24 protein-coding genes and 2 pseudogenes are annotated in these 19248 nt (G+C 64.7%); 8 read left to right on the forward strand and 18 right to left on the reverse strand.

The window, feature by feature from the left end; translation table 11 throughout:
• The 6 genes from rpsS to rpsJ form a co-directional block, all read right to left on the reverse strand.
• Positions 1 to 183: 30S ribosomal protein S19 (gene rpsS / locus WBF82_RS06135; protein WP_424382186.1), on the reverse strand; the 183-nt coding region annotated here is incomplete at its 3' end.
• A gap of 9 nt (positions 184 to 192) precedes the next feature.
• Positions 193 to 1032, reverse strand: coding sequence for a 50S ribosomal protein L2 (gene rplB, locus WBF82_RS06140; RefSeq protein WP_424082343.1), 840 nt, complete (start codon positions 1030 to 1032; stop codon positions 193 to 195).
• Positions 1033 to 1057: 25 nt separating this feature from the next.
• Entirely contained in the window at positions 1058 to 1360 is a 303-nt protein-coding gene (gene rplW, locus WBF82_RS06145) for a 50S ribosomal protein L23 (RefSeq protein ID WP_424382187.1), read from the reverse strand.
• On the reverse strand, positions 1360 to 2052 hold the full coding sequence (gene rplD, locus WBF82_RS06150) for a 50S ribosomal protein L4 (RefSeq protein ID WP_424382188.1): 693 nt from the start codon (positions 2050 to 2052) through the stop codon (positions 1360 to 1362). The genes rplW and rplD overlap by 1 nt, the downstream gene beginning before the upstream one ends.
• Complete coding sequence (gene rplC / locus WBF82_RS06155; protein WP_424382189.1) at positions 2052 to 2705, reverse strand: 50S ribosomal protein L3; 654 nt, start codon at positions 2703 to 2705, stop codon at positions 2052 to 2054. Before rplC ends, rplD begins: the two co-directional genes overlap by 1 nt.
• Before the next feature lie 14 nt (positions 2706 to 2719).
• On the reverse strand, positions 2720 to 3025 hold the full coding sequence (rpsJ, locus tag WBF82_RS06160; RefSeq protein WP_003873519.1) for a 30S ribosomal protein S10: 306 nt from the start codon (positions 3023 to 3025) through the stop codon (positions 2720 to 2722).
• A 338-nt stretch (positions 3026 to 3363) separates the two neighbouring features.
• Here rpsJ and WBF82_RS06165 point away from each other — a divergent pair.
• Positions 3364 to 3860 (forward strand): annotated as a pseudogene (locus WBF82_RS06165) (hotdog fold domain-containing protein).
• A gap of 11 nt (positions 3861 to 3871) precedes the next feature.
• The gene (locus tag WBF82_RS06170) at positions 3872 to 4171 is read left to right on the forward strand and encodes a DUF732 domain-containing protein (RefSeq protein WP_424382190.1); all 300 of its coding nucleotides are present in this window, start codon (positions 3872 to 3874) and stop codon (positions 4169 to 4171) included.
• On the opposite strand, the gene WBF82_RS06175 is transcribed toward WBF82_RS06170, so the two are convergent.
• Positions 4168 to 4512 carry a nuclear transport factor 2 family protein gene (locus tag WBF82_RS06175; RefSeq protein WP_424382191.1) on the reverse strand — a complete coding sequence of 115 codons (345 nt, stop codon included), beginning with the start codon at positions 4510 to 4512 and terminating at the stop codon, positions 4168 to 4170. The genes WBF82_RS06170 and WBF82_RS06175 overlap by 4 nt on opposite strands.
• A complete protein-coding gene (locus WBF82_RS06180) occupies positions 4509 to 6101 on the reverse strand; it encodes a carboxylesterase/lipase family protein (protein ID WP_424382192.1) in 1593 nt (530 codons plus the stop codon). Before WBF82_RS06180 ends, WBF82_RS06175 begins: the two co-directional genes overlap by 4 nt.
• Before the next feature lie 112 nt (positions 6102 to 6213).
• Between WBF82_RS06180 and WBF82_RS06185 the strand changes: the two are divergent.
• Positions 6214 to 6339, forward strand: a pseudogene (locus WBF82_RS06185) (cytochrome P450); the annotation flags it as partial.
• Between the two features lie 64 nt (positions 6340 to 6403).
• Here the strand turns inward: WBF82_RS06185 and WBF82_RS06190 are convergent.
• Entirely contained in the window at positions 6404 to 7075 is a 672-nt protein-coding gene (locus WBF82_RS06190; protein WP_424382193.1) for a TetR/AcrR family transcriptional regulator, read from the reverse strand.
• Positions 7076 to 7157: 82 nt separating this feature from the next.
• Between WBF82_RS06190 and WBF82_RS06195 the strand changes: the two genes are divergently transcribed.
• Positions 7158 to 8801: an MFS transporter gene (locus tag WBF82_RS06195; protein WP_424382194.1), complete on the forward strand. Its 1644-nt coding sequence runs from the start codon at positions 7158 to 7160 to the stop codon at positions 8799 to 8801.
• Here the strand turns inward: WBF82_RS06195 and mftG are convergent.
• The 7 genes from mftG to mftA form a co-directional block, all read right to left on the reverse strand.
• Positions 8718 to 10163 (reverse strand): mycofactocin dehydrogenase MftG, encoded by a 1446-nt coding sequence (gene mftG, locus WBF82_RS06200; protein WP_424382206.1) that lies wholly within the window; start codon positions 10161 to 10163, stop codon positions 8718 to 8720. The genes WBF82_RS06195 and mftG overlap by 84 nt on opposite strands.
• A 3-nt stretch (positions 10164 to 10166) precedes the next feature.
• Positions 10167 to 11579: a mycofactocin biosynthesis glycosyltransferase MftF gene (gene mftF, locus WBF82_RS06205; protein WP_424382195.1), complete on the reverse strand. Its 1413-nt coding sequence runs from the start codon at positions 11577 to 11579 to the stop codon at positions 10167 to 10169.
• Positions 11576 to 12319 carry a mycofactocin biosynthesis peptidyl-dipeptidase MftE gene (gene mftE / locus WBF82_RS06210; RefSeq protein ID WP_424382196.1) on the reverse strand — a complete coding sequence of 248 codons (744 nt, stop codon included), beginning with the start codon at positions 12317 to 12319 and terminating at the stop codon, positions 11576 to 11578. The genes mftF and mftE overlap by 4 nt, the downstream gene beginning before the upstream one ends.
• 126 nt (positions 12320 to 12445) lie before the next feature.
• A complete protein-coding gene (gene mftD, locus WBF82_RS06215; RefSeq protein ID WP_424382197.1) occupies positions 12446 to 13645 on the reverse strand; it encodes a pre-mycofactocin synthase MftD in 1200 nt (399 codons plus the stop codon).
• A gap of 2 nt (positions 13646 to 13647) precedes the next feature.
• A complete protein-coding gene (gene mftC / locus WBF82_RS06220; protein ID WP_424382198.1) occupies positions 13648 to 14817 on the reverse strand; it encodes a mycofactocin radical SAM maturase in 1170 nt (389 codons plus the stop codon).
• Positions 14814 to 15134: a mycofactocin biosynthesis chaperone MftB gene (mftB, locus tag WBF82_RS06225; RefSeq protein WP_424382199.1), complete on the reverse strand. Its 321-nt coding sequence runs from the start codon at positions 15132 to 15134 to the stop codon at positions 14814 to 14816. Before mftB ends, mftC begins: the two co-directional genes overlap by 4 nt.
• Positions 15119 to 15214, reverse strand: coding sequence for a mycofactocin precursor MftA (gene mftA, locus WBF82_RS06230; protein WP_324850848.1), 96 nt, complete (start codon positions 15212 to 15214; stop codon positions 15119 to 15121). The genes mftB and mftA overlap by 16 nt, the downstream gene beginning before the upstream one ends.
• A 117-nt stretch (positions 15215 to 15331) precedes the next feature.
• On the opposite strand from mftA, the gene mftR reads away from it, so the two are divergent.
• A complete protein-coding gene (gene mftR / locus WBF82_RS06235; RefSeq protein WP_424382200.1) occupies positions 15332 to 15928 on the forward strand; it encodes a mycofactocin system transcriptional regulator in 597 nt (198 codons plus the stop codon).
• Complete coding sequence (locus WBF82_RS06240) at positions 15925 to 16983, forward strand: DUF2332 domain-containing protein (protein WP_424382201.1); 1059 nt, start codon at positions 15925 to 15927, stop codon at positions 16981 to 16983. The genes mftR and WBF82_RS06240 overlap by 4 nt, the downstream gene beginning before the upstream one ends.
• Positions 16984 to 16990: 7 nt before the next feature.
• Here WBF82_RS06240 and WBF82_RS06245 read toward each other — a convergent pair whose 3' ends face one another.
• The gene (locus WBF82_RS06245; RefSeq protein WP_424382202.1) at positions 16991 to 17812 is read right to left on the reverse strand and encodes an alpha/beta fold hydrolase; all 822 of its coding nucleotides are present in this window, start codon (positions 17810 to 17812) and stop codon (positions 16991 to 16993) included.
• A gap of 58 nt (positions 17813 to 17870) precedes the next feature.
• On the opposite strand from WBF82_RS06245, the gene WBF82_RS06250 reads away from it, so the two are divergent.
• Positions 17871 to 18200: a DUF962 domain-containing protein gene (locus WBF82_RS06250; RefSeq protein WP_424382203.1), complete on the forward strand. Its 330-nt coding sequence runs from the start codon at positions 17871 to 17873 to the stop codon at positions 18198 to 18200.
• A gap of 10 nt (positions 18201 to 18210) precedes the next feature.
• The gene (locus WBF82_RS06255) at positions 18211 to 18759 is read left to right on the forward strand and encodes a TetR/AcrR family transcriptional regulator (RefSeq protein ID WP_424382204.1); all 549 of its coding nucleotides are present in this window, start codon (positions 18211 to 18213) and stop codon (positions 18757 to 18759) included.
• On the opposite strand, the gene WBF82_RS06260 is transcribed toward WBF82_RS06255, so the two are convergent.
• Positions 18756 to 19248 (reverse strand): FAD-dependent oxidoreductase (locus WBF82_RS06260; RefSeq protein ID WP_424382205.1); only part of this gene is annotated, 493 nt, incomplete at its 5' end. The two genes, WBF82_RS06255 and WBF82_RS06260, sit on opposite strands and share 4 nt — an antisense overlap.

Genomic DNA, 19248 nt, shown 5'->3' on the forward strand with positions numbered 1-19248 from the left:
GAACACCGGCACATGCTTGCGGCCGTCGTGCACGGCGAAGGTGTGGCCGATGAAGTCCGGGATGATCGTCGACCGGCGCGACCAGGTCTTGATGACCTGCTTGGTGTTCTTGTCGTTCTGCACGTCGACCTTCTTCAACAGATGGTCGTCGACGAACGGACCCTTCTTCAGACTGCGTGGCATCGGCTACTCCTAGCGGTGCTTCTTGCCGGTGCGCCGGCGTCGGACGATGAGCTTGTCGCTGGGCTTGTGGCTCTTACGGGTACGACCCTCGGGCTTGCCCCACGGGCTGACCGGGTGACGACCACCGGAGGTCTTGCCTTCACCACCGCCGTGCGGGTGGTCCACCGGGTTCATCACCACGCCACGCACCGACGGCCGCTTGCCCTTCCAGCGCATCCGCCCGGCTTTACCCCAGTTGATGTTGGCCTGCTCGGCGTTGCCGACCTCGCCAACGGTTGCGCGGCAACGCACGTCGACGCGACGGATTTCGCCGCTGGGCATCCTCAGCGAGGCGTAAGTGCCTTCCTTGCCGAGCAATTGGATGCTCGACCCGGCCGAGCGAGCGAGCTTGGCGCCACCGCCCGGCCGCAGCTCCACGGCGTGGATCAACGTACCGGCCGGAATATTGCGCAGCGGCAGGTTATTGCCGGGCTTGATATCGGCGTTGGCACCGGACTCCACGACGTCGCCCTGCGAAAGACCTTGCGGCGCAATGATGTAGCGCTTTTCGCCGTCCAGGAAGTGCAGCAGCGCGATGTTCGCGGTGCGGTTGGGGTCGTACTCGATGTGCGCGACCTTGGCGTTGACGCCGTCCTTGTCGTTGCGGCGGAAGTCAATTACCCGGTAGGCACGCTTGTGACCGCCACCCTTGTGCCGGGTGGTGATCCGGCCGTGCGCATTGCGTCCACCCCGACCATGCAGCGGGCGAACCAACGACTTCTCCGGAGTGGATCGAGTGATCTCGGCGAAATCGGAGACGCTGGCACCGCGGCGACCCGGAGTCGTCGGCTTGTACTTGCGAATTCCCATGTCTGTTAAGTCTCTCTATCCCCGGCTAGGCCGGTGCTCCGAACAGGTCGATCGGCTTGCTGCCGGGCGCCAGCGTGACGATGGCGCGCTTGGTGCTCTTCCGCTTGCCAAATCCGGCCCTGGTGCGCTTGCGCTTGCCCTGCCGGTTAGCGGTGTTCACCGCCGCCACCTTGACCGAAAAGATCTTCTCGATCGCGATCTTGATCTGTGTCTTGTTCGAGTCGGGGCGCACCAGGAACGTGTAGACGTTGTCATCGATCAGGCCGTAGGACTTCTCGGAGATGACCGGAGCCAGGATGATGTCGCGGGGGTCAGTGACGGTCGCCATCAGGCCGAAACCTCCTCGTCCGATCTGGTGTTGGCAGTGATGTACGCGTTCAGCGCCTCAACGGAAAACACCACGTCGTCGGCGCGCAGTACGTCATAGGTGTTGAGCTGGTCCGGCGTCAGTAGGTGCACACCGGGAAGGTTGCGCACGCTCTTAGCTCCGGTCTCGTCGCTGCGTCCGATGACCACCAGCACCTGCTTGCGGTCGGTCAATGTGCCGAGAAAAACCTTGGCGCTCTTGGTCGACGGAGTCTGGCCGGACACCAGCTCAGTGACCGCGTGGATGCGACCGTTGCGCGCCCGGTCCGACAACGCGCCGCGCAGCGCAGCGGCGATCATCTTCTTCGGGGTGCGCTGGCTGTAGTCACGCGGCGTAGGACCGTGCACCACGCCACCGCCGGTGAACTGCGGAGCGCGAGTCGAGCCCTGCCGGGCACGACCAGTGCCCTTCTGCCGGTATGGCTTTCGGCCACCGCCGCGAACCTCGCCGCGGGTCTTGGTCGAGTGCGTGCCCTGGCGGGCCGCGGCACGTTGCGCAGTCACCACCTGGTGCATCAACGCGATATTCGCGGGTGCGTCGAACAGCTCAGCAGGCAGCTCAACCGAGCCTTCGGTCGTGCCGGCCGGCGTCTGGACGTCAATTTTCAACGATTTCGCGGCTTTTGCCGTCTTTGTAGCCTTTTCGGCAGCCATTACTTCTCACCTCGTTTGATCGCGCTACGGACCATTACGAGCCCACCCGTACGACCGGGCACAGCACCCTTGATCAGCAGCACGCCGTTCTCGGCATCGACCTTGTGCACCAAGAGGTTCTGGGTGGTCACCCGGTCATTACCCATCCGGCCGGCCATCCGAGTGCCCTTGAACACCCGCGCCGGAGTGGCGCAACCGCCAATGGAACCGGGACGACGATGGACCGCCTGAGCGCCGTGGCTGGCGCCCTGTCCGCGGAAGCCGTGCCGCTTCATGGTTCCGGCGAAACCTTTACCCTTCGAGGTGCCGGTCACATCGACATAGCTTCCAGCGGAAAAGATCTCGGCTGTCAGCTCCTGACCGACCTGGTAACCGGCTGCCGCCTCGACATCGTCGAGCCGCAATTCGGCCAAGTGCCGGCGCGGGTTGACACCGGCGGCAGCGTACTGACCGCCCAGCGGCTTGTTGACCTTGCGAGGACTGATCTCCCCGTAGGCCAGCTGCACCGCGCTGTACCCGTCAACCTCAGGTGTGCGGATTCGGGTCACCACATTCGGCCCGGCTTTGACCACCGTCACCGGCACAACACGGTTGTTCTCGTCGAACACCTGCGTCATACCCAGCTTGGTGCCCAGAATGCCCTGTCTCGCCATTGCTCGCAGATCTCCTACTGGATGTTGACGTCGACGCTGGCAGGCAGATCAATGCGCATCAGCGCGTCAACGGTCTTCGGTGTCGGGTCGAGGATGTCGATCAGTCGCTTGTGGGTGCGCATTTCGAAATGCTCCCGCGAGTCCTTGTACTTATGCGGAGACCGAATCACGCAGTACACGTTCTTCTCAGTGGGCAGCGGCACCGGGCCAACCACGCTTGCGCCGGTCCGGACAACCGTCTCGACGATTTTGCGCGCCGAGGCGTCAATGGCCTCGTGGTCGTAGGCCTTGAGCCTGATGCGGATCTTCTGTCCCGCCACGCTTCTCCTACCTCACTCTGTTCCGTCGGGCACCGATCACCTGATCGGATCTGGCCGATCACGGCCGTGCGCCCGCATGTTGCGCCGCTGTTTACCTGTCGTGGTCCACCGGCCCCCGCGGTCGGGTGTGTCGCCCGCACGCAGCCTGGTCCGCGATCGAAATTCGTCGCGCTCCAAGGATGGGACCGGACGCGCCCGTTTGGGCGCCGGTCGTATGCCCGACCAGGCCTAAACCCGGCGCAAGGCAACCTGAACAGTATGCCCTAGATCCCGGTATCAGCCAAATCCCAGCCAACGGCCGAACAACGTCTTCTTACTCTGGAGTAAGATATCTCGACATGACAGGCCCGACCAGCACGTATGCGGCATGGCGGCGGTTTTCAGGCCGTCCCGGTGGCACCCGGCTCTTCTCGGCGGCAGCGATGGCCCGAGTTCCTTACTTCGCTTCGGTACTGCCGCACGTCGTGCGTATGGAGCCTGGCCTGGCCGAGGTGCGGGTGCCCAAGTGGTTCTTCGTCTACAACCACCTCCACACCGTGCACGCGATCGCGGCCTGCAACGCCGCCGAGGTGGCGATGGGCATGCTGATGGAGGCCACCGTGCCGCGCAGCCATCGCTAGGAGCCGAAAGGCTCCGGAAGATCGAGACCGTGCAATATCTCGAGAAGGCCACCACGTCGTTGCGGGCCGTGGCGCAACTGGACCCGCCGGATTTCGCGCAGCTCACCGAGGGCTCTAGAGGCAGTGAGCTCGTCGTGCCGGTCACGGTGACCGACCGGCACGGCACCGAGGTGGTGCACGCCGACATCACCACCTGGGTCACCCCCAACGCTTGAGGGACAACACCATGCAACCGACAACCGTCGCAGCCGCTCTGATCGCATCAGCCATAGGGCTGACGAGCAGCGCGCCGCTGGCCCTCGCCGACCCCCAAGATGACGCTTACTTGAACGAGCTTGGCACGCACGGCATTACCCACTATCCGTCGGCCACGCTGATCAATGCAGGCCACCTGGTGTGCGGATTCCAATCCGCCGGCGCCGCGCCGTGGCAGACCCAGAACGGTCTGATTGGAGACGGCATCGCGGCCCAAGATATTGATGCGGTCGTGAAGGCTGCGATGAGCGCCTACTGTCACCCAGACTAGCTGTCTACCAAGTAAGTTCCGTGTCCGCGGCGCACCAGATCGCCGTCGAACTCCAGCACCTCGTTGACTAAAGCGCCACGTTGATTGCGGTAATTGATGACCACCACCGACTCGCCGTGATACACACCGACGACGTCGAAGTGAAGGTCGGGCATGGCTTTCAGTGCGGCGGTCCAGTACTCGCGCAGGGCGGCCTTTCCGCGGACCACTCCCCCGGAGTCGGGCACTACCCGAGTCGCAACCGGTGACGTGAAGACGACATCGTCGTGGAAATGCGCAAGCACTGCGTCGACGTCATGACGGTTCCAGGCCGCACACCAAGCTTGCGCGAAGGCACTCACGACTTGCCCTTCAGCGACGCCCAGAATGCGCACTGGTGTGCTTCTTCAAAGTTGGTAATGACGCCGGTGTTGCCGGGACGCAACGACATCCAGAAATTGTGGCCGGGATCGTCGCTTTTGGCCGGCCAGTCGGGCTGGCCGGTGGCCTTCGGTGCGCCGTTGGTGACGAAACGGCTCCAGTAGCCGATCATCTGGTCGGACAGCATCCGCTGTGCCGGATCCAGCACGGGTGCGCCGCCAACTTTGAAGAGGTACCGCAGCTCCAACGAGTGGCTGGCGCCGACCGGAAAAGAAGCGTGCCGCAACGGAGTTGGCGCCGGCGCATGCGGGTCGTCGAATTCATAGGCGTACACCGGTGCAGTTGCCCCCCGTTGGCTCAGCGAATCGCCCAATCGGTCAGCGACGCAAGAGAAGACGCCGTCGGTGAGCGCCGCCGAGTAGGCAAGCGACGCGTCCCCGCCGTAGTGATCTGGCGGGTAATGTGCCACCACCGCGGCGCCGTCGGTACCGAAGATGTCCGCGAGCAAGCGAGGGTATTCGCCCGCGTTGATGCCCCGGCCCAGCTTCAAGTACCGCAGCGCCGCGAACATGGTGAACTCGTCGTGGTTGACGCCGATCAGCACCGGAACCCGGGCGGCCCGACCGGCGGCGATGGCCGCGACTGGCGCATCCGGCAACAACGCTGTGCCGGTGACCGGACCGGAGAGCGCGTCGGAGTCCCCGATGAAGACGTACCAAGGCGGACGGTCAAGCGCGGTCGCCGGCAGCGCGCGCAGACACGTCGCTGTGTTGGTGGTGTTCCGGCACCCTGTCGACGCCGCGTATTCCACGCTCCGGCGCTGCCCGGTCGCTACGTCGGCTTGCGCCTGGCATGGCGCGCTTTGAATGATTGCCGACCGGAATAGTGCCGCCGACCCGGGCGCCACCAGGTGATCGCATACCGACATGCCGCCCGCGGATTCGCCGGCGATAGTGACTTTGCGCGGATCGCCGCCGAAGTCGGCGATGTGGTCGCGCACCCAGCGCAGCGCGGCCTGCTGGTCGGCCAGCCCATAGTTTCCGATGTTGTCTGCCGCGCCGAGCGACGGGTGGGCTAAAAATCCCAGCGCACCCAGCCGGTAGTTGAGCGTGACCACGACGATGTGACCCCTCGCCGACAGCCAACGCGAGTCATACATGTCTCCGCTGCCATTGACGAAGCCGCCACCATGGATCCACACCATGACCGGGCGCTTACCGGTGCCGCGTTCGGGCGCTGGCGTCCACACGTTGAGGGTGAGGCAGTTTTCGCTGGTCGGCTTGCCCACGTGCGGGTTGGGGCCGGTGTCCTGCATGCACTGCGGCCCCGGTTTGGTCGCGTCCAACATCCCCGACCACTTCGCCGGCGGCCGTGGTGGCTGCCACCGCAGCGGCCCAACCGGAGGTGCAGCATACGGAATGCCTTGAAACAGACGGTAATCCGCGGCGGCCATGCCGCGCATCAGGCCCATGGAGGTGCGCACGACGCCGGCATCCAGCGGACCGGCGTATGCCGGCGGCTTCACCGATGTCACACCGCCCCGACCACAGGCCGCCGCTACAACTGTCATCAACACGAAGACAGCTACGGACCGACGAAGACCGCTCCCCGGTAATCGTCGATCACGGAGACTGGAAACCCTGACGCACGTCAAAAATCGACGCGACATGACAAGAAAGCCGATGAGCACACCAATCATTGACGAAGCTGCGAAGGTATTCGCTGATCCGACATCCTATGCCGACAATCCGCGGCTACATGCAGCGTTGACCCATCTGCGTGCCCGCGCACCGGTTTCGCAGGTCGACTGCCGGGTCAGTAGTTTTTGCCGATTTTCTTCCACGATTGAAATCCATTGAGCGCGACGGCGACTCAAGCACCCGTCGATTCGCTACGAGCTTCGTTGAGCGACTGCTGCTGCGTGCGCTGCACATGCAGAAAGCCGTCCACAGCGGCTCGCGCGCATTCGCGGTAGTCGAAGTCGGGCAGCGTAGACAGCCGGCCCAGCACCACCGGACCGATCAACAGCGAAATCGCCCGGGTGCGATCGATGTCGCCCAGCTCGGCGGCTTCGGGGCTATCGAAAATGGCGTCGAACGGCGCCGCGTATTGCTGGGCGATGCGTTCTCGAAGGGTGCTGATCGCCGGGCTGTCGGCAGTGCGGGTCGGCTGGGATTCTGGCAACTGCTCCAAGTCCCGCCCGAGCGCCAGCCAACTCATCGCGGTCACCATGCCCGGGGCCTCGGCGAGCGATTGGCCAAATCCCAGCACTACGCCAATAAGTCGGTCGCGCAGCGGGCCAGTGTCAGGAGGCATCGGCGCCGGCGGTATCAAGCTGTTGAAAGCCGCGGCCAGCAAATCGTTTCCGCTCGGGAAGTGGCGATATAAGGTGGCCCGGGCTACGTTGGCACCACGGGTGACCGCGTCGACGGTCACCGCGCTTGGACCACCCGAGCGAAGCAGCGCGGTCGCGGCTTCCAGCAACCGAGCCCGTGAACGCGCCGGGCGTGGGTCGGTCTTGTCGGTGATGTCGACCACCTCCATGTTTAACGACAAGACTGTCCGTCTACTACCGAGACTGTTAGTCTCAAAAATACCTCGTCGCCGAAAAGGAGACGCATCGCTCATGGTCGACGCCCTCATCCGACCTGACCAGCCTACTGAAGGGCCTGCCGCGCTCGGTTCGCACCGGGCGCGAACCTGGACGATGGTCGTGGCCTGCATGGGCGTGACCCTGGTGATCGCGTCGATGGTCGCGCTGAACACCGCGCTGGGCGACATCGCGGTAGCCACCTCGGCGACGCAGTCCCAGCTGACCTGGATAGTGGACTGCTACTCGCTGGCTCTCGCTTGCCTGCTGCTACCTGCCGGGGCCATCGGTGACCGCTATGGCCGGCGGGGCGCCTTCCTTATCGGCCTGGCCACATTCGCGATCGCATCGCTGGCGTCGACGGTGTTCACCAGTCCGTTGCAGCTCATCGTGGCCCGCGGTGTCGCCGGCATCGGCGCGGCGTTCATCATGCCCGCCACCCTCTCGCTGCTGACGGCCACCTACCGCGAGGACGAGCGCGCCAAGGCGACCGGCATTTGGGCGGGTGTCGCAGGCTCCGGCGCCGTGATCGGCATGCTGGGATCCGGAGTGCTGCTGCACTTCTGGTCGTGGCGGTCAATCTTCTGGACCTTTGCGGTGTGTGCGGCGTTGATCTTCGGATTGGCGTGCACGGTATCGACCTCACGTGATGACGAAGCCACTCCGTTGGACTGGCCCGGCGCAGTGTTGATCGCCTGCGCCGTGGCGATTTTCGTGTTCGGGATGCTTGAGGCGCCCGCACGCGGCTGGGCCAACCCGCTGATCTGGGGATCGATGGCCACAGGAGTCGTGTTGGCCGCAGTCTTTGGGTCGGTCGAGATGCGACGGCGCCATCCTCTGCTCGACGTCCGGTTGTTCCGCCGGCCTGACTTCGCCACCGGATCCGCCACGATCACAGTGTTTTTCATGGCCATGTTCGGATTCTTCTTCGTCATCATGCAATACATTCAGTTGGTCATGGACTACAGCCCGATCCAGACTGCGTTTGCGTTGAGTCCACTGATGGCGCCTATGCTGACATTGTCCGTGCTATCCCCGTGGTATCTGCCACGCATGGGCCTGCGGTTGGTGGTCTTCCTCGGACTATTGCTCATCTCGGCCGGGTTCTTGTGGATGGGAGGCCTACAAATCCACTCGCAGTACTGGGACATGATGTGGCCCCTGCTCGTGATGAGTACCGGCATCGGATTCTGCACGGCACCAAGCACGTTGGCGATCATGACCGCAGTGCCCGACGAGAAGCAGGGGGTTGCTTCGGCGGTCAACGACACCACCCGCGAGGTTGGTGCCGCCCTCGGCATCGCATTGGCCGGGTCCATTCTGGCGGCCCGATACGCCCATGTCCTCACACCACATCTGGCGGCCTTCCCCGGCCCGGTCCGTGCCCCGGCCTCCCATTCGCTGGCTCAAGCTCTGGAGATTTCCAAATCGCTTGGCCCACAAGGCCGCCAGCTTATCGAACAAAGCCAGAGCGCCTTCCTGCAGGCGATGGAATCTTCGCTGCTAATCATGGGTCTGATCATCGCGGTATCAGCGCTGGCGATCGGCGCTTGGGCACCGGGCCGCGACGGCCGCCAGCTGCGCCCGGTGCGCCGATCAACCAACAAATTCCGCGGCCCGGTGGCCGAGCATGACGATGCTCGCGTGCGGGCCGCGGCTGGTGATCCCCGGCAAGATTGATCCGTCGATCACCCATAGCCCGTCGATGCCGTGTACCCGGCATTGGTGATCGACGACGGCCACCGGGTCCCCTGCTGGGCCCATCGGGGCGCTCCCGCACAAATGCTGAGACGTCGACCAGACGGGTTCGCCGACCTGGGTTGTTGAACTAGCCAATTCGCGCGCCAACTCAGCGCCCCGCTGCAACGCGGCCACATCGGCGGGTTCGACGTCATAACGATGCTCAATTCGAGGTGGCACCAATGGATCAGCGGAAACCAGCACAATGCGTCCCCGCGCCCGCGGTTGCATGAGCGCCACACCGATGTGCGGCCAGTCCGGATGCCCCGCCGTGCCGTCTCCGACCATCGCCACGAAACCTCCGGTGTACGGCCGTATTTCGATGTCATCAGCAGTGCTGAGCACCACCTCGAGCACCGGACGGTCGGGAGCGACTTCCCAGTTGGTCGGCAACACCCATTCCGGATGATCGCTGCAGGCCATCCCGACCGGCAAGCCGGCCATCACGTCAACCCCGGCGGCACGAAGCATGACCTCGTCACCTATGCCGGAAACCATTAGCAGATGCGCTGATTCGATCGCCCCAGCAGATAACACAATTCGATCGGCCGTCACGGTGATCGGACCGTCCGGCCCGAGGGCGTCGACGCCGACGACGCGACTGCCCGAGAAACGCAGGCGCACCGCGCGGGTCTGGGTCAGCAGCGAGAGATTGGCTCGATTTAAGGCAGGCCACAGGTATGCCGCACCCGGACCAATACGCACGCCGTCAACGACGTTGAGCGGCACCGCTCCGATGCCCGCCGGGAGCGCGGAGGCAATTGCCACATCGTTGAGATCCGGTATCCATTCGAACCCGGCCTGCTGCGCGGCCGCTACGAAAGTAGCCGTACTGCCGACGATTTCGCTAGTGCGGCGAACTGCGATGGGGCCGGCATCGCCGTGAGCGGGACCGGTGAAATCCAGGTCGGTCTCGATAGCCCGGAAGTGCCCGATGACGTCTGACCAGGCCCACCCCGGCACGCGATAGCCGTCGAAGTCACGTGCCAAACCGCGGCAGAAGTACCCGCCGTTGACGGCTCCGGAACCGCCGATCGTCGCGCCGCGCATGATCGTGATCTGGCGAGTCGGCAGTTCGGTCAGTTGCGCCTGATAACGCTGCACGAGCGGGCTCGCGGCCCCGATCGGCAGCCGCAACCCGTTCGTCGTCTCGGCCCGCAGGGCCGGATCGGCTAATCCGACCCCAGCCTCCAACACAGTTACCGCACAGCTTGGTTCAGCCGAAAGCTGGTTCGCAACAACAGATCCCGCGCTTCCCGCACCGATGATCAGCACATCGCTGTGCAGCGCAGCTGCAGTCAGGGGTCAGACTCGAATCTGCGGCTTAAGCGGGCCGATATTGCGTTCTCGCACCACCCCGTACCACAGTCCGAGTCCATAGGCCAGATCGTCGAGGCGCTTGAGGACCAGATAAGTCAGCAGCCCGATCGGCTTGGCGTCTTCATCGGCGGATTGCCGGCGGCTGGCCCAATCCACCACCCCGTCGGCGACCGCGGCGATCAGCACGATACGGCGTGCGGGGCGGAACACGATGGCCGCCAGCAGCGCGACCGGCCAGTAATGCCGACAGATCGCCGACGCCAGTTGCAGCGCCGCCGACCAAAGGCCGCGGGCAGCTACCGCCAGCACATCCGAGATCTCGGTGTCAGCATCCTGCAACGTCCTCGCGATGCGTCGACCGGTCAGCCCCGCCACTAGCAGTGATGCCAGATAGCCGAAGCTCGAGCCTATGGCCATCAGGACCCATGCCGCAAGTGCCCAGCCGGAGATCATCAGTGGGGCGATCTTGTCGGGGTGTCGCGCCGACAAGGGGGCAGCCGAACCACCGTAAAAGGCTTTGCGCGCAATCCAATCCCGCAATTGGGTCCGATGATCGTGCCCCACCTGAGCGATCGGCTCGTAGCGCAGCCGGGCACCGGCTTCGACGAGTCGCCAGCACAGATCGACATCCTCACCCGAGCGCAGGGTCTCGTCGAAGCCGCCGATTTCGCGAAGCCTGGCCGTCCGGCAGATGATCGCCGCACTCGGCACGTAGGCGACGCTGGTGTACGGAATGACTGGGGCTTCGCGCTGCCCAAGGTCCAGCGATGAGCGCACTGCCTCGTAGCGCGCGACCAGATGGTCGGTCTGGGCCAGACCGACGATTCGCGGGGCGACCAGTGCCACGGTGGGGTCGCAGAAGTGGCCTAGTAGAGCCTCCAGCCAGCCGCGTCGCGGTACGACGTCGGAATCCAGGAAGGCGACGAAGCTAGACTTGCAGGCGGCCAGACCGGTGTTGCGTGCTGCCGCAGGCCCTTGGCTTTGGGTATGCCGCAGCACCTCGATGTCGGGGTGCGCCCCCGCAATGTCGTCCCGCTCAATCGGTGCCGATGAGCCGTCGTCAACGATGATGATGCTCAAGTCACGCAATGCGGCGACCAAGCGACGTAAGCCATATGGGTTGTCCCGCACCGGGATTACCACGGTTACATCGCGGTGCGACGGACCGCCCGCGGGCCGCGGGTGAGCCACCGTAGCGTCCAGGAGGGTCCGGGCCAGCTCGGCGCTCACTGCGTCGTGGACTTTGAGACGGCCATCGGCGAGCATGTCCTGGGCGGCCGGCGCCAGCCGCAGCAACCGGGTCGGTGAACCACCCAGCAAAGCAGAGCCCTGGCCGAGCACCCGGACCCGCCGGTCGACCTGTACAGCAAACCCGTCCGGCAACCGCGTCTGGGTCATGTGAGCATCCCGTCGGCAGCCGGCGACCACCGTTTCACGCGGCTCAAGCAGTCGTCCACCATTTCCGCCAACATGCGCTCCCCCTCTGCGGCGGTCGCGGTGGTCGGGTCACCCAATACCCCGACCTCGCTGACCGCCGCGACCCCGCCGCGACGCATCGACGGTAGCAGCTCGGACAACGGCGCTCCGTTGCCCGCACGCCACCTGTCGGTCAGCACGTCGGTAGGTGAAATATGGAGCAATAGTGACGTTTCAGCGTGCCCGGCGTGGGCGTCGGCGCCTGTCACCATGCATGGGCACCACCCGGCATCGCGTCCTTCGGACCGCAGCAAGCCCACCGCGCGGCCCAGCGCCCTGACGTTGCCGCCATGGCCGTTGATGAAGAGCAGCCGCCGCGCCCAACAGGTAGCGGACCTGCCGTACTCCACCAGCAGCGCGGTGAGGGCCTCGGTGCCGATGGAGATCGTTCCCGGGAAGCTCTGGTGCTCGCCGCTGTCGCCGTAGGCGATGGCGGGTGCCACCACCCAGTGCAGCGGGGGGTCGGCAGAGAGCCGGGAGGTGACTTCGCTGGCGACGGTCGTCGCAATCCGAGTGTCGGTGTCCAGCGGCAAGTGAGGTCCATGCTGTTCGGTGGATCCGACCGGGATGATAACGCCCAAGGACATGGTTCGTAGCTGGCTCGACGTCGAGCCGCCAAGTTCGGCGAGGACAGCCACTCGGTGATGGTAGGACGAATTCACCTGTCGTGCATCGATTGTTGGCGCTATCGAAAAACTTTTTGCCGCCGCCTGTTCACTAAACCCGGTCACCGGCGCCACGTCAGCCACGTGAGTACCAAAATACTCGCTGGTCTCGCTTGCGGGTGGCTAGGCTCCGCCCGGCGCGGACGGGGGAACCCCGAGCGTTCGGGCAAACCCGGACGGCACCAGAATGTCGTCCGCGTTGAGGTCGTGCACCGACGCGCGGCCGAGACCCATCAGCGCGGAGTCGATGCCGCCGCGAAGGATGTCGAGCACGTTCTCGACACCGGGTTGCCCGGCGGCCGCCAGGCCCCACAGGTAGGCGCGGCCGATCATCACCGCGCGCGCTCCCAATGCCAGCGCCTTGACGACGTCGCTGCCTCGGCGGATACCACCGTCCAGCAACACCTCGATCTGGTCGCCAACCGCGTCCACAACCGCGGGCAGCGCCCGGATAGACGCCGGGGTGCCGTCTAGGTTGTTGCCGCCGTGGTTGGACACCGAAATTGCCGAAACCCCAACATCCACAGCCTTTTTGGCGTCGTCTATCCTCATCACGCCTTTGAGCATGAACGGGCCACCCCACAGTTCGCGCAACCAGGAGATGTCGTCCCAGGTCGGCGGTGGCGTCGCCATCCACTCCCCGTAGGCGGCGAAGAACGGTGGCCCGGGCTCGCCGCGGGTGGCCAGGTTAGGCACCCGCAGATCCGGCGGACGTAGCGTCTTGCCGAATCTCCACAACCATCCGGGGCGGGTGATCACTTCCGGCGACATCCGCAGCATGGTCCGCAGGTTCATCTGCTCGGGGATCTTCGGGCTGCCCCAGTCCCGGCCGTGGGAGAACGACCAGTCGGTGGTGACGATCAGCCCGACGGCACCGGCTTGCCGGGCCCGCTCGACCCGCTCGGCGATCACTTCGCGCCCGCCCGACCAGTAGACCTGGAAGAACAGTTTCGGATTGGCGGCGATCACTTCTTCGATCGGCTTGCTCGCGAACGACGACAGCCCCATCGCCGTACCGCGCGCCGCGGCGGCTCGGGCGACGGCCACTTCACCGTCAGGATCGACCGCTTGCACACCGGTGGGCGAGATGATGACCGGCAGGGAAATCTCTTGCCCCATAACAGTTGTCGAGAGGTCGCGCTTTTCGATGGCGCCGACCACGTGAGGCGCGAAGCCCAGCTCGCCGAACGCCGCGACATTGTCGGAGACGGTCAGTCCTTTTTCGCTGGCAGCCACCAGCGCGGCATAGGACGACTTCGGCAGTCGCTTCTTGGCACGCTGCTGCGCGATCGCGACCGTCTCAAACCATACGTCTCGGGCCACGGCTAGACCGGGCTTTCGTTGCACAGCCGCTTCGGCATGGTCAGTGTCAGCGGCACCGGTCCGCTACTGCGCCGTCCGTGCGAGTGGTCGCCTGCGGGTCGGGGTTTGTCGCGCTGCCCTGCTAATGCCGGCACGCCGTAACCCTGAACGCATTCTGGATCGGGCCCGTCGATCGGCAGGCCGGTGAAGAACTTGGCCGCCATGCAGCCGCCCCGGCAGCTATCGTAGTGCCCGCAACTTCCGCACGCGCCCGCCGACTGCGGCTCCCGGAGCTCCCGGAACAGCGGGGCGTTCTTCCATAGATTGTCAAACCCGCCATCGGACAAGATGTTTCCGGCGAGGAAGCGGTCGTGGATGGCGAACGGGCAGGCATACACATCGCCGACCGGGTCGATCAGGCACACCACCCGCCCGGCTCCGCACATGTTCAGACCGGCCAGCGCGCCGGGCTCGCCGAGTCCGGACAGGTGGAAGAAGGAATCACCGGTCAATACCCGCTCGCCCTTGGCGACGAGCCAGTCGTAAAGCTGAACCTGCTGGTCGGCGGTCGGATGCAGCTCGTCCCATACATCGGCGCCACGACCCGATGGGCGCAGCCGGGTGATGCGCAGCATGGCGCCGTAACGGCTTGCCAGCAAGGCGAATTCGTCGAGCTGGTCGACATTGTGACGAGTCACGACTACGGAGATCTTCGCGTCGGAGAACCCCGCGGCGGCAAGGTTTTCCAGCGCACGGATGGCCATCGCATAAGACCCGGCGCCCCGGACGGCGTCGTTGACTTCTGCGGTCGCGCCGTCCAATGAAATCTGGACGTCGACGTAGTCACTGGCGGCCAACCGGGCGGCCACCTCTGGTGTGATCCGAACACCGTTAGTGGAGAACTTCACGCCCACGTGGTGAGCGGTGGCGTAGTCGACGAGCTCCCAAAAGTCCGGCCGGACAGTTGGTTCCCCGCCGCCGATGTTGACATAGAACACCTGCATGCGTTCCAGCTCATCGATGATGTCCTTGCACGCCTGCGTGGACAGCTCGCGCGGATCACGTTTACCCGACGACGACAGGCAGTGCACACACGCCAGATTGCAGGCGTAGGTCAGCTCCCAGGTCAGGCAGATAGGAGCGTCCAACCCAGACTCGAACTGCTCGATCAGCCGTGGCACAACCGATGTCATGTGTGCCGCACCAACATGTTGGAACCGGCCAGCACGCCTAGTGCATGAAGGTAAGGAGCCTGGCGCTCATCCTCGACGCCGGCTGCACGGCAGGCGGCGCGAATGTCTGGATAGTCGGCCAGCGACTGCACCACAGCAAGAATGGTGCGGTTCTTGAGGAATGACAGTTTGCGGGTGCCGAAGTGATACAGCAGCGCGCCGAACGACTCGGGCCGCACGGCCACCTGTGGGTGCAACCGCCACGCGAGGCCGGGATCGAACCCGATTGCCGGTTGCAGCCCCTGTGCGGGGACGGTCACGATCAGTAGACTCCGCACATCCCGTCGATGGACACCTCTTCAACCAAAGACTCGGTGACGAGCTCGGTGTCGGTGTCTGTCTGCTGGTTGGGCTCCATGACGTTGCCTTTCGTTATCAGGGTCTCGACAAGTCGCGTCGATCTGGTGACAATCTCGGTAAGGATATGGCATCGAGTGCCAAAAATGGAAGAGGCTTGTTAAAAAAGGGGTAGCGGATGCTGGAGCAGGCGCGGGTGGGCCGGCGCCGTTCTACGACGCCGCAGCACATCACCGATGTCGCTCTGCGCCTGTTTGCCGAGAGCGGCTTCGTCGAGGTGAGCGTCGACGACGTCGCAGCGGCAGCGGGCATCGCCCGTCGAACCGTGTTTCGTTACTACGCATCCAAGAACGCCATTCCATGGGGAGATTTCGACGCCCACCTGCAGCACCTGCGCACGCTTTTGGACCACGTCGATCCGGCGATGCCGCTCGGCGAGGCGCTGCGTGCAGCGCTGCTGTCGTTCAATACGTTTGACGAGTCGGAGACGATCCGCCATCGGCAGCGAATGCGGGTGATCCTGCAAACCGCTGAACTGCAAGCGTATTCGATGACGATGTATGCCGGATGGCGCGAAGTAATCGCCGAGTTCGTGGCACGCCGATCCGGCGTTGGAACCAGCGACCTGTTGCCGCAGACCGTTGCCTGGATGCTCCTCGGCGTCGCCCTGAGCGCCTACGAGCACTGGCTCGACGACGAATCCGTCTCATTACCACAGGCTCTCGGAGATGCGTTCGACGTCGTCCGCGCCGGCCTGGACGAGCTGGACCGATGAGTCGCGCCGGCGACAGTAACCGCTTGATGCGGTCCCTCCGGCTGCAGGGCCAGATCTGCGCCGGTATGGGCTCGCCGATGTACGGCGACATGTTGGACCTGGTGGCGGCCGACGTGGAAGCCGGCGGTGTCTTTGCCGCCATCCTGTCCGGACACGAAGACGATGCGGGGCGGCTGGCGCTGCCGCTGCGGCTGCTCGGCGGGCTGCACCGGTTGGCGCTCGACGGCCGCGCGCCGGAGCTACGCCGTTGGTATCCGAGCACGGGGGGGCAGTGGGATGCGCAGTCGGCCTGGCCCGACGTTGTGGGCGCCGCCTCCGAGCACACCGAGCTGCTGCGGGCGGTGCTCGATCAGCCGCCGCAGACCAACGAGGTGGGCCGGTCCGCCGCACTGATTGGTGGTCTGCTCATCCTTGCTCACCGATTCGGTTTGCCCATACGGCTTTTCGAGATCGGATGTAGTGCCGGGCTGAACCTGCGGGCTGACTATTACTGCTACCGTCATCCGGACGGCCAGTGGGGTCCGACCGACTCACCAGTGATCATCGACGACGCGTGGCGCGGCCATCCTCCGCCGACCGCGGACCTGCGGATCGTGCAGCGTCATGGCTACGACATCGCGCCCCTCGACGCCACTAGCCGTGACGGCGAATTGGCACTGCTGAGCTATGTCTGGCCCGATCAGCCGACGCGGCTGGATCGGTTGCGCGGCGCCATCGCCGTCGCCCGGCGGGTTCCCGCGCCGCTGCAGCGCCGTAATGCCGTCGAGGCCGTCGCCGGCCTGTCCGTCGCCCCAGGCGCGCTGACCGTGTTGTGGCATTCCATTATGTGGCAGTATCTTTCGGCAGAAGACCAGGCCGCTGTCTTAGCCGAAATCGACGCTCTCGGAGCCCGAGCCCGAGCCGACTCATCGTTCGTGCACCTGCTGCTGGAGCCGCATCGGCGAACTGCGGACTCTCCGGTCGAATTCGCGGTTCGCGCCCGGTGCTGGCCGGGTGGCGAGGACATGCTACTGGGCACGTGTTCGCCGCATGGGCCGCCGGTGAATTGGGACTAGCGCGCGATCATGGCACGCGCCCGTGAGCGGCTGCCAGGAACGGCGCGGCGATCCCGAGGAAGCCGTCGGGGTCCGAGGAAAACACCACGTGGCCCGTTGGTAGCACCTCCAGCCGCGATCCCGGTATTGCGGCCGCGGTGGCATGACCAAATCGCATGAGGGCCACGGTATCTTTTGATCCCCAGATGATCAGGCACGGCGCCGTGATGCGATCGGCGTACGGCAGCAGGTTATGTTCGGCTGCGGCGAAACTGCGCCACAGCGCCGCCGTGAGAACAATGCCTTCGCGGGTCTGCGCACGAGCCAGCGCGCGTTGCTGGACGGCGTGGTCGTTGTCGCTGGTCGCCTTCATATAGCTGCGGATGGACCATGGCAGGACTCGCTTCATGACCGACGGTGTCCCGAGCAAGCGGCAGAAGAGGCTGGTGACCGGGTTGGCGACGAAACCGCCCGTATTGACCAAGACCAGCCGCGAAACCCGTTGTGGGTCAGTGATCGCCAACCGTGCCGCAGCGAAACCGCCCACCGAGTTGCCGATGAACGCCGCGGGCGGCAGGTCAAGTGCGGCAACGACATCGACAAGTACATCAGCGAAGGAGGCCGCGGTCGGCTGATAGTTCGGCATCGGGGCGGGCGAGTCGCCGTGGCCCGGCCAGTCCACTGCGATCACTCGGTGGTTGCGACGAAGGCTCGGCACGATCGCGTCGAAGTCGTGGCGGTCATGCAGCGTCGCATGGAGTAACACCACCACCGGGCCTTCCCCGATATCGCTGTAGGCAACCTCTCCCACCCGCGTTTGCACCACGTTGACCATTGCGGTTCCTTTCATTGACCGACTGGTCGGTCAATGGTATCATTGCCAGCGTTCCGCTCTCAAGGAGTAACCGATGACCGTTCCCGCGCCTGACGCCCCGTTCTCCGACAAGATGGCGTACTACAAAACCCAACACACCAGCCGCGGCGTCAGATTCACGCATATGTTCGGCGTACCGGTGATCGCTGCCGGAATCCCCCTGCTGCTAGCCAAACCCATAGTGGGACTGCCGATGTTCGTCGGCGGCTGGCTGTTGCAAATCGCCGGGCACCGCATTTTCGAGCACAATCTGCCTTCGACGCACAAGGGCTGGATCACCTATCAGCTCACGGGGGTGATCGACGTGTGTGAGCAGTATGGCGAGCTGCTTGCGCGGCGCAGCCAACGTAAAGCCGGCGGTTAGAGTGCTCCCCATGACGGGTGTGCGCCAGGAGGCAATGGCCAGAACCCGCGAATCGCTGATCGACGCGGGACTGCGACTGGCCGAGCGAACCGGGCTGGCCGGTTTGAGCGTCAATCTCATCGTCGGTGAAGCCGGAGTCGCCAAGGGCACGTTTTTTCACCACTTCGGCGACCGCGCGTCGTATCTGGTTGCGCTGCACCGTGAATTCCATGAAAGGTTGGCCGCCCAACTGCAACCTGCGATCGCCGGCATGCCGCCGGGGCGCCGTCGGCTGATGGTGGGCGCAAATACCTACCTTGATGGTTGTTTACGTGATCGCGGCGTACGCGCCCTACTACTGGAAGCGCGCGCCGAGCCAGCGGTTACCGACGAAATCAAACACCGCAACCAAACCGGCGCCCAGCTGTTCCGTCCCGACTTCGCCGCACTGAAACGTCCGCACCCTTACGAAAGCTCCCAGTTGTGGGTCGGCATGCTCGCCGAAGCCGCGCTTATCGAACACCAAGCCGGGAAGGCACTCACCGGCATCCGAGAAGCCCTCGGACGGTTCTTGAATTAGCCGAGCACCTCGGAAATCGGTGCGGCAGCGGCGATCTTGGCTCGCGTTTTCATGACCTTGCCGGGCATACCGCCGCCGACGACGCCGGCCACCACACCGTCACGTTCGTAGTAGGCGAGAAATCTGCGGCCGTCGTCCTCAACGACATGCACGATGTCGGTGGCGATTGGCTCGCCCAAACATTGGATCTTGACATCGTACTGATCGCTCCAGAAATACGGAACAACTACGCCTGCCGGCGTGTCCTGCCCGAGTATCGCAGGCACCACGACCCTTGCCTGCTCGGCGACATTGCTCCAATGTTCCACTCGCACTTGATGTCCCGTCGGATCACGCCAGGACGCGACGTCCCCGAGCGCCCACACGTTCGGCGCGCTGGTTCGTCCGGCCGCATCACAGATCACGCCATTGTCGACGTCGACGCCTCTGCCGTCGAGCCAGTCGGTCGCCGGCCGTGAGCCGATGCCAACCACCACCAAGTCGGCTGTC

Source organism: Mycobacterium sp., from assembly GCF_049673265.1.
GTDB lineage: Bacteria > Actinomycetota > Actinomycetes > Mycobacteriales > Mycobacteriaceae > Mycobacterium.

Bases quoted from the DNA above. Each gene is read 5' to 3' on its own strand.
- rplD (WP_424382188.1), bottom strand. From the start codon at position 2,052: ATGGCTGCCGAAAAGGCTACAAAGACGGCAAAAGCCGCGAAATCGTTG.
- rplB (WP_424082343.1), bottom strand. From the start codon at position 1,032: ATGGGAATTCGCAAGTACAAGCCGACGACTCCGGGTCGCCGCGGTGCC.
- mftC (WP_424382198.1), bottom strand. From the start codon at position 14,817: ATGACATCGGTTGTGCCACGGCTGATCGAGCAGTTCGAGTCTGGGTTG.
- WBF82_RS06190 (WP_424382193.1), bottom strand. From the start codon at position 7,075: ATGGAGGTGGTCGACATCACCGACAAGACCGACCCACGCCCGGCGCGT.
- WBF82_RS06255 (WP_424382204.1), top strand. From the start codon at position 18,211: ATGACGGGTGTGCGCCAGGAGGCAATGGCCAGAACCCGCGAATCGCTG.
- WBF82_RS06195 (WP_424382194.1), top strand. From the start codon at position 7,158: ATGGTCGACGCCCTCATCCGACCTGACCAGCCTACTGAAGGGCCTGCC.
- rplC (WP_424382189.1), bottom strand. From the start codon at position 2,705: ATGGCGAGACAGGGCATTCTGGGCACCAAGCTGGGTATGACGCAGGTG.
- WBF82_RS06180 (WP_424382192.1), bottom strand. From the start codon at position 6,101: ATGACAGTTGTAGCGGCGGCCTGTGGTCGGGGCGGTGTGACATCGGTG.
- WBF82_RS06250 (WP_424382203.1), top strand. From the start codon at position 17,871: ATGACCGTTCCCGCGCCTGACGCCCCGTTCTCCGACAAGATGGCGTAC.
- WBF82_RS06170 (WP_424382190.1), top strand. From the start codon at position 3,872: ATGCAACCGACAACCGTCGCAGCCGCTCTGATCGCATCAGCCATAGGG.
- mftF (WP_424382195.1), bottom strand. From the start codon at position 11,579: ATGACCCAGACGCGGTTGCCGGACGGGTTTGCTGTACAGGTCGACCGG.
- WBF82_RS06245 (WP_424382202.1), bottom strand. From the start codon at position 17,812: ATGAAAGGAACCGCAATGGTCAACGTGGTGCAAACGCGGGTGGGAGAG.
- rplW (WP_424382187.1), bottom strand. From the start codon at position 1,360: ATGGCGACCGTCACTGACCCCCGCGACATCATCCTGGCTCCGGTCATC.
- mftR (WP_424382200.1), top strand. From the start codon at position 15,332: ATGCTGGAGCAGGCGCGGGTGGGCCGGCGCCGTTCTACGACGCCGCAG.
- WBF82_RS06240 (WP_424382201.1), top strand. From the start codon at position 15,925: ATGAGTCGCGCCGGCGACAGTAACCGCTTGATGCGGTCCCTCCGGCTG.
- mftA (WP_324850848.1), bottom strand. From the start codon at position 15,214: ATGGAGCCCAACCAGCAGACAGACACCGACACCGAGCTCGTCACCGAG.